The organism is Phenylobacterium sp. (genome assembly GCF_041691455.1).
GTDB lineage: Bacteria > Pseudomonadota > Alphaproteobacteria > Caulobacterales > Caulobacteraceae > Phenylobacterium.
The window spans coordinates 1-12,116 of the sequence record NZ_JBEPUO010000051.1 but is presented as its reverse complement, the minus strand read 5'-3'; the positions used below and the strand labels follow the sequence as shown (position 1 = coordinate 12,116).

The following is a 12,116-nucleotide window of genomic DNA, read 5'->3' as shown; positions in this document are numbered from 1 at the left end:
GCGAAGATCACGTCCATGGCCGCCGCCAGCATCCAGCCGGCGTAGATGCAGTAGCCTTCCACCATGGCGACGGTGGGCTTGGGGAAGTTCCGCCATTTCAGCAGCAGGTCGAGGTTGTACTTCTTGAACTGGTCGTAGGTCTGGATGCCGGGTTTCGCGCCCAGCGCCTTGCGGTATTCCATCCCCTCGGCGGTTCCCAGATCATGGCCGGTCGAGAAGACGCCGCCCGATCCGCGCATCACCACCACGAGCACGGCCTCGTCGGCCCGCGCCAGATCGAAGGCCTGGTCGATCTCGTCGAGCATCCGGTAGCTCTGGGCGTTGCGGTAGGCCGGCCGGTCGAGGGTGATGACCCCCACGCCATCCGAAACGGCGTAGGCGATGTCGTGGAAAGTCACTTGGCGCGTCTCCCTCTGTCCTGTTGCGCCGACTATAGGCAGGGTGGGAGCCGGCGGCGAAGGGGAGCCTTGCGATGAATTCGGCCGAGCTCGTCGCGGGATCGCTGGAGACCCTGGCCGAACGGGTCGGCGATCCGGCGCCGCAGGTCTACGCCCGGCTGTTCGCCGAATATCCGAAGATCGAGGCGCTGTTCGTGCGCGACACCACCGGGGCGGTGCGCGGCGAGATGCTGGCGGTGGCCTTCGAATGCATCCTGGATATCGGCGGGGCGGGGGCCTATGCGGCCAACCTGATCGCCGCCGAGCGGGTGAACCATGAGGGCGTCGGTGTCCCGCCGGAGGTGTTCGGCCGGTTCTTCCCCATGCTGGCGGAAACCTGCCAGGCGCTGATCGGCGAGGCCTGGACGCCCGAGGTGGACGCCGCCTGGCGCGAGCTGCTCGCCCGGCTCGATTTCATCATATCGCGCACATGACAAAGGCGCCCCGCCGGAGCGGAGCGCCTTGGCCGGGTTCGGATCTGAACCCTAGAAGAAGCGGTACTGAATCTCGATACCGTAGGTCCTGGGCGGCGTCAGCGTGTAGGTGCTGGCGATGCCCTGCAGAACTGGCACGGCTGCTAGAGCTCCCGCCGGTGCACTCCCTGCCTGGCCAACCGAATAGGCCGGAACGAAGCCCGCGCGGCGGCTTGCGGTGGTGCCGGCTTCGTAGCCGTAGGTGTCGCCGACGTTCTTCACAAAGCCGATGATCGTGTATTTCTTGTCCTTGTCCGTATAGACGGCGCGAAGGTCGACTTGATTCCAGCTCGGCGCCTCGTAGTAGGGCCGGTTGAACAGCGATCCGTACTGCTTGTCCCGCCAGACGTAGGTCGCGCCGGTGGTCAAGTTCCCGGTCGGCAACTCGAAGGTGTAGTTGGCGTTCAACGCGACCTTGTTCTTGGGCGCGTTCGGCAGGTTGTTGCCGCTCAGGTTCTGACCGCGCTGAACATTGCCGGTGAAGACATCGCAGGAGCCGGTCGGATTGGCCGCGCACGTTCCGCCGACGATCGCCGGCCTGGCGCCGGGTTGGACGGCCGTCGGGTCGGCCGGGTCCACCACGCCGGTGGCTTGGCTGATGTGCGCGTCCAGGTAGGAGTAGTTGAACAGGATCTGGAGGTGGTCGATCGGCTGCCACGTCGTCTCGAGTTCGAAGCCCTGGGACACAGACTTCGGGATGTTGAAAAAGACGCCCTGGGCGATGCCCACGCCGCCGCCGGTCGGCACGATGGTGATCGGCGCCTGGTAGTTGGAATAGTCGTAGTAGAAGACCGCCATGTTGGTCTGAAGGGTGTGACCGAAGTCCTTCTTCAGTCCGATCTCGTAGGCGTTCACGTGCTCCGGATTGGTCTCCGGATTGGCGTTGAAGAACGCGGCGTTGCCGATATTGAAACCGCCCGCCTTGTAGCCGCGGCTATAGCGGAAGTAGGCCATGGTGTCCGGGTCCGGATCCCACTGCACCCCGGCCGTGCCGGTCGTCGCCGACCATTTGTCGTCGTACTTGCGGTGCGCAAAGCCGGTCGCCGGATCGATGGTGGTCAGGCTCGACACGCCCTTGGCCACGCCGGGCGCGCCGGCTTGTCCAGGCAGCAGGCCGCCTGTCACGGTGATCGGAATCTGCGTCAGGTCGATCAGGTTGTTGCCGAGGATTTCAGGTCCGAAGCCGCCGGTGCAGGTGGCGACGTCGAAGCAGGTCAGTCGGCCATCCTCGGTGCCGCGCTTGTGGTCCTGGGTGTAGCGGATGCCCAGCGTCGTCTTCCAGTGTTCGACGAAATTCCAGTCGATCTGGCCGTAGGCCGCCTTGCTGGTGGTCGCGATGGCGGGCCGGTCGTCATAGAACCGACCCTGCTTCTGCGCGTTCGGGCAGATGTTGCTGGTGAAGGCGCAGGTGGCGCCGGTCAGGAACGGACCGTTGACCTCCGCCTGGTCCAGCAGGACGCCGGCCGTCGGCTGCAGATAACTCTCGTCGTAGTAGTAGGCGCCGGCCAGCCATTGGAACGGGCCGTTCCCGGTCGACGCCAGGTTCAGCTCATGGCTGTACCAGGTCAGGTCCTCCCGATAGTAGGAGGTTTCGCGCGGCAGGATCCGCGCGCTCGGGCCACCGACGAAGTTCGGTATGTTGAAGGCGGAGATCCCCGGCGCGTCGCTCGGCAGGATCGCGACATAGTTATATTTTGTGCCGCCGCCGATGTATTTCAAATCTATATTGTCGAAGTGGTAGGTGAACTCGCTCGAGAAGATCGCCACGCCGGTCAGTTTGGCGCTGCCCTGCGCGACCGACGAGTAGTCGCGCTTGTTCTTGTCGGCGGGGTTCGCGCAGGCCTGGGCTAGCGGAACATTGCCGACCGTCACGATGTTGCTGACCCCGGTGTTCGGGAAGCAGGCATAGGCCGCGTTGACGTAGAAGCCCGGACTGTTGGTCTGGTAGGTGCCGAAGGGTCCGGAGGTGTAGCCGGTCCGCTGGCCCGGTCCGCCGCCCTCGTTCGCCCAATGGGCCGTGGCCAACTTCACCCAGCCGTCGAAGCGGTCGTTGAACTTCATCTTCAACTGACCTTCGAGGTAGGTCTGGTCGATCACGCCACCTTCGTCTTGGAAGCCCGGAACCACGTTGTGGAACCAGCCATCCGTCTGCTTCTCCCAGTTGGCGGCGATACGGAACTGCACGCCTGGAATGGGGGTCGGCCCCGAAGCCGCGGCCTCGACGATGAAATGGTTGTAGTTCTGGTATTGCGCCCGGACCTCCGCATAGGGGTCCTCGGTCGGCTTCCTGGAGATGATATTGATCGTGCCGGCGATGGAGTTGCGGCCGTAGAGCGTGCCCTGCGGCCCCCGCAGCACCTCGACCCGGTCCGTGAACAGCGGCGTCTTGCCCGCCTCCACCGTGGACGAGGTGTAGATACCGTCCGAATATTGCGCCACGGAGATGTCGGCCGCATGCACGTTGGTCAGGCGGCCGATGCCGCGCAGCGTGTTGCGGTCGTTCGAGGCGTTGTATTCGAGACCCGGCGTGAAGTTCGTCATGTCGGCGATGGTGTTGATGCCGACCAGATCGCGGCGCGCCGAGGTGAAGGCGGAGACCGCGACGGGGACGTCCTGCAGGCTCTGTGCGCGCTTTTCAGCGGTGACCACCAGCTCTTCGATGGTGTTGCTGGCCGCGGCCGTCGTGCCTGATTTCGATTGAGCGTGCGCCGAAGTGCCGAGCGCGGCGACCAGCATAGCGCTGGACGCCATAAGGGCGTGTTTCCACTGCATCTGTGAACTGCCTCCCCGCAGCCTGTGAATTCTAGGGAGCGCTATTGTCTGCGCCTAGGATGGAGGCTGAAGCAGCCACTACAGGCCGTCAACGTGAATGGGGTAAGTGATCAATGATAACTAAAGACGCCTCACTCATGTTGGCTTTGGGGACACAGTTTTCGGGAGCGGGGTTTCTGAAAACGCCTAGGGAGAGGGCGCGCTTTCCCCAGCGACAACTGTCAAAGGACGCCACGCCAATCTCATGAGCGTCTCTAGTTTGCTAGCGCCGATTGCATTTTAACTTGGATCGGCAAGCCGTACCAAATTTTCCAATTCGGGGAATTATCGTTATAAAACATTGTTCCATCGCATACGGAATCGTCGGAAGCGCAATTTCTGAACAGTAACATTGTTGCGCACCCGAAGGTTGGCGCAGCTCAGAGTTGCGAATTGGCCGCCTCGGACCGCCGTCGCGCGAGGGGGCCTTTCGCGCGTCGCGCCGCGCGCTTATGGAAAGCCTCTCGACACGGGAACCTCTCATATGCACCGCAAGCCGGACGGAAGCTGGGACAAGAGTAAGCTGCCCAGCCGTCATGTGACCGAGGGGCCGTCGCGTGCGCCGCACCGGTCCTACTACTATGCCATGGGCCTCGGCAGCCGGGAGATCGGCCAACCGTTCGTGGGCGTGGCGTCCTGCTGGAACCAGGCCGCGCCCTGCAACACCGCCCTGATTCGCCAGGCCCAGGCCGCATCGGTGGGCGTGAAGGCCGCCGGCGGCACGCCGCGCGAGTTCTGCACCATCACCGTCACCGACGGGATCGCCATGGGCCACGAGGGCATGCGCTCCTCGCTGGTCAGCCGCGAGGTGATCGCCGACTCCGTCGAGCTGACCATGCGCGGCCACGCCTATGACGCCCTGGTGGGGGTGGCCGGCTGCGACAAATCGCTGCCGGGGATGATGATGGCGATGCTGCGCCTCAATGTGCCCAGCGTCTTCATCTACGGCGGCTCGATCCTGCCGGGGACCTGGCAAGGCCGCGATGTGACCGTGCAGGACGTCTTCGAAGGCGTCGGAAAATATTCCGCCGGCCAGATGAGCCTCGAAGACCTCTGCGACCTCGAACAGCACGCCTGCCCGGGCGACGGCGCCTGTGGCGGCCAATACACCGCCAACACCATGGCCTGTGTCTCCGAGGCGATCGGGCTCGCCCTGCCGCTCTCCTCGGCGCTGCCCGCGCCCTATCTCGACCGCGACCAGTTCGCCGTGGCGAGCGGCGAGGCGGTGATGCGGCTGCTCGAGGCCAATATCCGGCCGCGCGACATCTGCACCCGCGAGGCCTTCGAGAACGCGGCCGTCGTGGTCGCGGCCACCGGTGGCTCCACCAATGGCGGCCTGCACCTGCCGGCCATGGCCCACGAGGCGGGGATATCCTTCACCCTGCGCGACGTGGCCGAGATCATGAAGAAGACGCCCTACCTCGCCGACCTGATGCCGGGCGGGCGCTATCCGGCCAAGAAGATGGGCGAGGCGGGCGGCGTGCCCATGCTGCTGAAGACCTTGCTGGACGCCGGCCTGATCCACGGCGACTGCATGACCGTCACCGGCAAGACGATCGCCGAGAACCTGAAGGACGTGGTCTGGCGTGAGGACCAGGACGTCATCCGGCCGGTCTCCAATCCGCTGTCGCCGACCGGCGGCGTGGTGGGCCTCTGGGGCTCGCTCGCGCCGGACGGCGCCATCGTCAAGGTGGCGGGCTCGTCACACGTCAAGCACCGCGGCCCGGCCCGGGTGTTCGACGGCGAGGAAGCCGCCTTCGCCGCCGTCCAGGCGCGCGACTACAAGGAAAACGACGTCCTGGTGATCCGCTATGAGGGCCCGAAGGGCGGCCCGGGCATGCGCGAGATGCTGTCGACGACCGCGGCGATCTTCGGCCAGGGCATCAGCGACAAGGTGGCCCTGATCACCGACGGCCGCTTCTCCGGCGCCACCCGCGGCCTCTGCGTCGGCCATGTGGGTCCGGAAGCCGCAGACGGCGGGCCGATCGGCCTGATCAAGGATGGCGACATGATCTCGATCGACGCCGACGCCGGCACCATCGAGCTGGAGGTCGACCCGGTTGAATTGGAGCACCGCGCCTATGAGGCCGCCAAGGAAGAGCCGCGGGTCTCGAACTACGGCTCCGGCGCGCTGTGGAAGTTCGCCCGCTCCGTCGGGCCCGCCCACCTGGGCGCGGTGACCCATCCGGGCGCGGCGGGCGAACAGCACGTCTACGCCGACATCTAGGCGGCGCCATGAAGACCCTCGGCCTGCTCGGCGGCATGAGCGCCGAAAGCACCACGGTCTACTACCAGGTGCTGAACCGCCTGGTGCGCGAGCGGCTGGGCGGTCTGCACTCCGCTGACCTGATCCTCCGCTCGGTCGACTTTGCGCCGATCGCGGACCTGCAGGCCAAGGACGACTGGGATGCGACCGGAACGATCCTCGCGGACGCGGCGCGCCGGCTCGAGACAGCGGGTGCGCAGGCGATCCTGATCTGCGCCAACACCATGCACCTCAACTACGACCAGGTGGCTGCGGCGGTCAGCGCGCCGGTGATCCACATCGCCGATGCGACGGCGCGCGCGCTCGAGGCCCTGGGCGTGCGCCGGCCGCTCTTGCTCGCCACCCGCTTCACCATGGAGAAGGCGTTCTATCGCGACCGACTGGCAGCCCAAGGCATCGAAGCGACGATCCCGGCCAAGACCGACCGCGACCGGCTGCATGCGATCATCTTCGAGGAGCTGGTGGTCGGCGACATCCGGGCCGCCTCGAAGGCCGAGACCCTGGCCATCTACGCCAAGGCCAGGGCCGAGGGATGCGACGGGGTGATCTTCGGCTGTACGGAGATCGGCCTCCTGGTCAGCCCGGACGACTTCGACACACCGGCCGTCGACACCGCCATCGCCCATTGCGAGGCGGCGGTGGATTTCGCCCTGGGCTAGCCGCGATCCGTACGCGCGCCGTCAGATTATCGGCTCTTCGTCGTCGTCCACCGCTTCCTGCATGTCGAAGGGGGCTTGCGCGCGCGCCGGCTTGGACACCGGCGGCGGGGCCGGGGCGGCGGGGGTCATGACGGGAGGCGCCGACCGGCGTCCGGCCGTGGGGCGGCGCAGCAGCGCCTCGATGCGGGCGAGCCAGCGGTTGGCCTCGGCGATCGATTCGTCCGGGGGCAGCTCGTCGCGCCGTCCTTCGTCCTCCGGCAGCCAGAGGTCGAGCACGAAGTCGGGATGGCCGGGATCGTCGAACACCAGCCGAAGGGCGACCCGCTCCTCCGCCCCGAAGGCGTCGAGCGCCTTGCGGCTCTCACCGCGGTGCACGCGGCCGACGACCAGCTGGTCGACGATCACCTCGGCGCCCATCAGCTCGTCCAGCATATAGACCAGGCCCCAGGCCCCCTGGTCCCAGACGACGGCCACCTGGTTGGTGGTGAAGTCAAAGCCGATCCCGGACCCTCGTCCGCGCGCCACCAGGAAGCCGTGCACGTCGCTCTTCAGCACCGCCTTCAGGCCGCGCCGGACCCGCCGCCCCTCGTCCATGTACCAGCGGGCGACGCCGGCCAGCACGGTGACGGCCAGTCCGGCCACCACCAGCAGCACCAGGAGCCGGGTGAGATCGTTCATGGGGCGAAGCTAAGCCCTGAGTCCGTTCAAGCGAAGAGCAAGAAAGAACCCTCAGGGCCGGGCGAAGTTCAGCGTGTAGGCCGCTTGGAGCAGGCCGTTCTTGTCCATGAAGGCGCTCATCGACTCGTAGGTGGCCGTGCGGATCGGGCCCTTCTGGTCATCGGTGCGCAGCCGGCTGTCGGCGATCGGCCCGAACAGCCGCATCAGCGGACCGGCCTTGACCAGGGTCGGTTGATAGTGGGCCTTCAGGTCGGCGGTGATACGCGCGGGATCGGTGGTTTCCCAGGCTGCGGCGCCGACCACATCCAGCATGAAGTTGTTGCAGTTCTGGTATTTCGTCGCCCAGGGGTTGGCGACCAGCGAATAGACCGGATTGTGCAGCCGCGCGTAGGTCGGCGAATCGATCACCGCCAGGATTCGCCGCTGCATCTCGGGCGAGGGCACGATCACGGCCACGTCGTCGACGGTCGAGCCCCGGATGAAGTCGAACGGATAGTCCTGCACCAGCCGCGACTGGTTCTTGGGCCACGCCTGTCCGTCGCCGGCGTAGAGGTTGTAGACCGCATAGCCCGAGAGCGTCCGCCCGTCGGCGGTGGTGATGGTCCGATAGACCCAGAAGCCGCCGTGCGTGTAGGCGATGCCCTCGGGCAGCTGGGAGCGGGGCCGCCCGGTGCGGAACACCATCGCCACCTGGGCGCCGCGTGCGGCCAGGTCCCGCTCGACCTGTTTGGAGAACCCGGCTGCTTCCGGCGCCGTGAAATGCGTGGCGACGGAGCGCAGCGAGGAGTCCTGCGCGGCGGCGGGCAGGGCGGCAAGCGCGATCGCCGCGGCGCAGATCAGCCCTGCGAGCGGCCTCACCGGCGCGGGGCCGGGCTCTGCGCCTGATAGGGCACGTTGGGCGCGGGGTCGGCGGTGACCACCACCGCGTCGTCGACCTTCAGCGCCGCATTGGCCGAGGCGCCGGCGGCCTGCGAGAGATTGGCCCCCGAGGCCGCGCCGACGTGGCCGGCGACTGTCGAGACCGCGCCGACGCCGCTCGCGCCCGCCGCCGCCATGCTGACCGGAATGGCCGAGACCCCGACGACGGTCTTGACGCCGGATGCGGCCAGCAGGCCGGCGGCCTGGGAGCCGGCTGTCGAGGCGCCAGCGGCGCTGTCCTGGGCGAGGGCGGGGCTGCAGAGAGCTGCGGCGGCGAGGGCGAAGACCGGAAGGAGGAAGCGCATGCTGATCCTTGCGTGACGTGGGTCCCAGGTGAAGCTTCGCGGTCAATCCAGGCGGATTTTGGACCTCTAGAGGTCAAGCTCGATCACGAAGGGCACGTGATCCGAAGGCTTCTCCCAGCTGCGCACGTCGCGGTGGATGCTGACGCCGGCGAGCAGGTCGGCCGCCTGCGGCGAGAGCAGGGCGTGGTCGATGCGGATGCCGTTGTTCCGCTGCCAGGCGCCGGCCTGGTAGTCCCAGAAGGTGTAGGCTCCCGGCGCGCCGTCGGCCTCCAGATAGGCGTCGCTCAGGCCCAGGTGCTTCAGCGCCCGGAAGGCCTCGCGGGTCTGCGGCCGGAAGAGGGCGTCGCCTTCCCAGTTGGCCGGGAACTCGGCGTCGCGCGCCTCGGGGATGACGTTGAAGTCGCCGGTCAGCACCAGCGGCTCCTCCAGCGCCAGAAGGTCGCGGGCGTGGCGATTGAGCCGGTCCATCCAGGCGAGCTTGTAGGGGTACTTCTCGCTGTCCACCGGATTGCCGTTGGGCAGGTAGATCGAGGCGACTCGCACCGGCGTCGGGCCTGAGATCACCGCCTCGAGGTAACGGGACTGCTCCTCCTCGCCGGGATCGGGCAGGCCGCGCCGGACGTCTTCCAGCGGGGTCTTCGAGAGCAGGGCCACGCCGTTGTAAGCCTTCTGGCCGTGGACGGCGACGTTGTAGCCCAGCCGTTCAAAGGCCTCGGCGGGGAACTTCTCGTCGACGCACTTGATCTCCTGCAGGCAGGCCACGTCCGGCTGCGCCGCCTCGAACCACTTCAGCACCGTTTCCAGGCGCGCGTTGACCGAGTTCACGTTCCAGGTGGCGATGCGCATCGAGAGCTCCGGTCGAACAGGGCCGGACGCTAGCCGCCGGGGCGCGCCGGCTCAATGGGCGGCGGCGGCCTTCTTGGTGAGCGTCAGCGGCATGGTCGTGTTGCCCTGTTTCCAGGTCCCGGTGAAGGTCTGGCCGTTGGCCGCGAACTCGCCCTCCAGCTCGCCGCCCACCGAAATGAACAGGATGCTGGCCTTGGCGCCGTCCGCCTTGTAGGCGGTCGCCGGAATCGTCGAGCCCTGGTCGACGCTGTCGAGCACCGCCTGGACGTCGCTGCCCTTGGTGACGATGTGCAGGATGAGGTGCAGTTCCTGGCCGCCGCCCGGGATCTTGAGCGAGCCCGCCCAGTCGCCGTCGTGGGCCTGGGCCCAGGCCGGCGTGCTGAGCAGCAGCGCCGCGGCGCAGCCGAGCGCGCTGCGCCTGGCGGATTGGATGAGCGACATGAGAGGTCTCCCCGACCGTTGTTCGCGGGGAGCTTACGTCCGAAGAGTCAGATCGAGAAGCTGACGCCGCAGCCGCAGCTCGACTTGGCGTTGGGGTTGCGGATGCGGAACTCCGCGCCGGCCAGCTCATCGACGAAATCGATCTCCGAACCCTTCAGAAGGACCAGCGACATCTCGTCGACCAGGGCCGCGGCCCCGTCGCGCTCGATCCTGAGGTCGTCGGGCTGGGCCTCCTCGACTAGGTCGAACTGATACTGGAAGCCCGAGCAGCCGCCGCCCTCCACAGCCACGCGCAGCATGACCGACCGGCCTTCGGCCTTGCCGATGGCGTGAATGCGTTGCGCGGCCGAGGGGCTGAGGGTGAGTTCGCTTGAGGTCATGACGGTTAGACGAATGAAACGCCTGCACTATATGAGGGCGCTGGCCGGTTCGACCAAGCCCCTCGTCGAATAGACGCCGCCCGATAGATGGATTTGATGGCCGCCACGATCCCCAAGGCTCCCTACGCCGAAGACCCCGCCAAGTCGCGCGGCCGCAAGGTCGCGGAGGCTGAGAGCGAGACCCGCACGCCCTTCGCCCGCGACCGCGACAGGATTATCCACGCCACCGCTTTCCGAAGGCTGAAGGAGAAGACCCAGGTCTTCGTGGCCCACGAGGGCGACCACTTCCGCACGCGGCTCACCCATTCGCTCGAGGTCGCCCAGATCGCCCGCTCGCTGGCCACCGCGCTCGGCCTCGACGCCGACCTGGCGGAGACCATCGCGCTCGCCCACGACCTCGGCCACCCGCCCTTCGGCCACGCCGGCGAGGACGAGCTGCAGGTGCAGATGCAGGGGTTCGGCGGTTTCGACCACAATGTGCAGACCTTCCGGGTGCTCACAAAGCTGGAGCGCCGCTATCCGCGCTTCGAGGGCCTCAACCTGACCTGGGAGACCCTGGAAGGGGTCATCAAGCACAACGGCCCGGTGACCGATAAGCTCGATAGGCCGTCGTGGAGCGCCATCGGCGAGTTCGACGCCGAATACGACCTGCGGCTGGGCACCTGGGCGTCGGCCGAGGCCCAGGTCGCGGCGCTCGCCGACGACATCGCCTACAACAACCACGACGTGGACGACGGCGTGCAGGCGGGGCTCTTCAACCTCGATGAGCTGCGCGGCATCCCGCTGATCGGACCGCATGTGGCCAGCGCCGCCGCCGACTACCCCGATTGCGACGCGGGCATCCTGCGGCTGGAGGCGGTGCGCCGGATGATCGGGGCCATGGTCGCCGACGTCCTGGCCGAGACCCGGCGGCGGGCGCAGGCCGACAAGGTCGGCTCGCCCGAGGAAGTCCGGGTGCTGGATCACGCCCTGGTCGCCTTCTCCCGCGACATGGTCGAGGACCTCTCGGCGCTTCGGGCGTTCCTGATGGAGCGGATGTATCGCCATTGGCGCGTCAACCGCACCCGCAGCCAGGCGCGGCGGATACTGGCCGAGATGTTCCTCCTGTTCCTCGCCGAACCCGATGTGCTGCCGAGCGAATGGTACGCCCGCGCCCAGGCCCGGGACGAGGCCGGCCGGGCTCGTCTGGTCTGCGACTATATCGCCGGCATGACCGACCGTTTCGCCATCGAAGAGCACCGCAAGCTCTTCAACCTGGACTCCCTGAACTAGGGCCATGGCCCAGCCGCGCCTTCCCGCGGCCATATCGCCCACAGAAAATGGCGCTTCGGGACGGTTCGGCGGGCGCGCGCTCGGCTAGACTGCCCCGTCACGCGCGCGATTCGTTGAATCGGCCGCGCTTCTTCGGGAGACCTCGATGTCCGATCATGAGCGCGGCGCCTACACGCCCCCCACCGACGCCTCCCTGAGCTTCGACGCCCGCCAGCCGGTGCGCGGCGCCTCACCGATCCCTTTCACCCTGATCATCTCGATCCTGGTGCTGCTGGGCCTGGCCGCCGCGATCTTCGTCTTCTACCGCTCCGGCGTCCGCCAGGCGGGCCAGCCGCCGCAAGCCGTGGGTGCGCCCGTCGCGGGCATGAAGGCTCCTCCGCCCGTCGAGGCCCAGCCGCAGGATCCGGCCGCCGGCCTGCAGATCTACAAGTCCGAGGGCGACCAGGCTTTCTCGCCAGGCCAGAGGACCGTGCATTTCGCGCCGCCGCCCGAGACGCCGGCGGGCCGTCCGCAGCCCGGCGCGCCCGCCGTTGTGGTGACCCCGATCGCGCCGGCCGCCCCGGCGAGCGCCGCGCCGACGCTTCGGCCCTCGATCCCGACCCAGCCGGCGCCGGCCCCGAAGGCCGCGCC

The 12,116-nt window shown here is 67.5% G+C and carries 12 protein-coding genes and 1 pseudogene; 5 read left to right on the top strand and 8 right to left on the bottom strand.

The features are described from left to right. On the bottom strand, positions 1-398 hold a 398-nt coding region (locus ACESMY_RS22915), incomplete at its 3' end, for an enoyl-CoA hydratase-related protein (RefSeq protein ID WP_372786963.1). A gap of 74 nt (positions 399-472) precedes the next feature. On the opposite strand from ACESMY_RS22915, the gene ACESMY_RS22910 reads away from it, so the two are divergent. After that, positions 473-871, top strand: coding sequence for a globin (locus ACESMY_RS22910; RefSeq protein WP_372786962.1), 399 nt, complete (start codon positions 473-475; stop codon positions 869-871). 51 nt (positions 872-922) lie between these two features. Here ACESMY_RS22910 and ACESMY_RS22905 read toward each other — a convergent pair whose 3' ends face one another. After that, complete coding sequence (locus tag ACESMY_RS22905; protein ID WP_372786961.1) at positions 923-3,661, bottom strand: TonB-dependent receptor; 2,739 nt, start codon at positions 3,659-3,661, stop codon at positions 923-925. A gap of 544 nt (positions 3,662-4,205) precedes the next feature. On the opposite strand from ACESMY_RS22905, the gene ilvD reads away from it, so the two are divergent. After that, positions 4,206-5,948 (top strand): dihydroxy-acid dehydratase, encoded by a 1,743-nt coding sequence (gene ilvD, locus ACESMY_RS22900; protein ID WP_372786960.1) that lies wholly within the window; start codon positions 4,206-4,208, stop codon positions 5,946-5,948. A gap of 8 nt (positions 5,949-5,956) precedes the next feature. Beyond that, positions 5,957-6,646 (top strand): aspartate/glutamate racemase family protein, encoded by a 690-nt coding sequence (locus ACESMY_RS22895; RefSeq protein WP_372786959.1) that lies wholly within the window; start codon positions 5,957-5,959, stop codon positions 6,644-6,646. Between the two features lie 21 nt (positions 6,647-6,667). Here the strand turns inward: ACESMY_RS22895 and ACESMY_RS22890 are convergent, their stop codons facing one another. From ACESMY_RS22890 to erpA, 6 genes are all read right to left on the bottom strand, one after another. Next, entirely contained in the window at positions 6,668-7,324 is a 657-nt protein-coding gene (locus ACESMY_RS22890; protein WP_372786958.1) for a hypothetical protein, read from the bottom strand. 51 nt (positions 7,325-7,375) lie between these two features. Next, complete coding sequence (locus ACESMY_RS22885) at positions 7,376-8,182, bottom strand: DUF2145 domain-containing protein (RefSeq protein WP_372786957.1); 807 nt, start codon at positions 8,180-8,182, stop codon at positions 7,376-7,378. Next, positions 8,179-8,547: a hypothetical protein gene (locus ACESMY_RS22880; RefSeq protein WP_372786956.1), complete on the bottom strand. Its 369-nt coding sequence runs from the start codon at positions 8,545-8,547 to the stop codon at positions 8,179-8,181. The genes ACESMY_RS22885 and ACESMY_RS22880 overlap by 4 nt, the downstream gene beginning before the upstream one ends. 66 nt (positions 8,548-8,613) lie before the next feature. Further along, positions 8,614-9,393, bottom strand: a complete 780-nt coding sequence (gene xth / locus ACESMY_RS22875; RefSeq protein ID WP_372786955.1) for an exodeoxyribonuclease III — start codon at positions 9,391-9,393, stop codon at positions 8,614-8,616. 51 nt (positions 9,394-9,444) lie between these two features. Beyond that, positions 9,445-9,834, bottom strand: a complete 390-nt coding sequence (locus tag ACESMY_RS22870; RefSeq protein WP_372786954.1) for a hypothetical protein — start codon at positions 9,832-9,834, stop codon at positions 9,445-9,447. 47 nt (positions 9,835-9,881) lie between these two features. After that, positions 9,882-10,214, bottom strand: coding sequence for an iron-sulfur cluster insertion protein ErpA (erpA, locus tag ACESMY_RS22865; RefSeq protein WP_372786953.1), 333 nt, complete (start codon positions 10,212-10,214; stop codon positions 9,882-9,884). Positions 10,215-10,310: 96 nt separating this feature from the next. Between erpA and ACESMY_RS22860 the strand changes: the two genes are divergently transcribed. Continuing rightward, positions 10,311-11,486 carry a deoxyguanosinetriphosphate triphosphohydrolase gene (locus ACESMY_RS22860; RefSeq protein ID WP_372786952.1) on the top strand — a complete coding sequence of 392 codons (1,176 nt, stop codon included), beginning with the start codon at positions 10,311-10,313 and terminating at the stop codon, positions 11,484-11,486. A gap of 145 nt (positions 11,487-11,631) precedes the next feature. Then, a pseudogene (locus ACESMY_RS22855) lies at positions 11,632-12,116 on the top strand (SPOR domain-containing protein); the annotation flags it as partial.

What these genes read in the sequence shown, in the direction of transcription:
- xth (WP_372786955.1), bottom strand. Translation starts at nt 9,393, where the DNA reads ATGCGCATCGCCACCTGGAACGTGAACTCGGTCAACGCGCGCCTGGAA.
- ACESMY_RS22895 (WP_372786959.1), top strand. Translation starts at nt 5,957, where the DNA reads ATGAAGACCCTCGGCCTGCTCGGCGGCATGAGCGCCGAAAGCACCACG.
- ACESMY_RS22910 (WP_372786962.1), top strand. Translation starts at nt 473, where the DNA reads ATGAATTCGGCCGAGCTCGTCGCGGGATCGCTGGAGACCCTGGCCGAA.
- ACESMY_RS22890 (WP_372786958.1), bottom strand. Translation starts at nt 7,324, where the DNA reads ATGAACGATCTCACCCGGCTCCTGGTGCTGCTGGTGGTGGCCGGACTG.
- ACESMY_RS22880 (WP_372786956.1), bottom strand. Translation starts at nt 8,547, where the DNA reads ATGCGCTTCCTCCTTCCGGTCTTCGCCCTCGCCGCCGCAGCTCTCTGC.
- ilvD (WP_372786960.1), top strand. Translation starts at nt 4,206, where the DNA reads ATGCACCGCAAGCCGGACGGAAGCTGGGACAAGAGTAAGCTGCCCAGC.
- ACESMY_RS22905 (WP_372786961.1), bottom strand. Translation starts at nt 3,661, where the DNA reads ATGGCGTCCAGCGCTATGCTGGTCGCCGCGCTCGGCACTTCGGCGCAC.
- ACESMY_RS22860 (WP_372786952.1), top strand. Translation starts at nt 10,311, where the DNA reads ATGGCCGCCACGATCCCCAAGGCTCCCTACGCCGAAGACCCCGCCAAG.
- erpA (WP_372786953.1), bottom strand. Translation starts at nt 10,214, where the DNA reads ATGACCTCAAGCGAACTCACCCTCAGCCCCTCGGCCGCGCAACGCATT.
- ACESMY_RS22870 (WP_372786954.1), bottom strand. Translation starts at nt 9,834, where the DNA reads ATGTCGCTCATCCAATCCGCCAGGCGCAGCGCGCTCGGCTGCGCCGCG.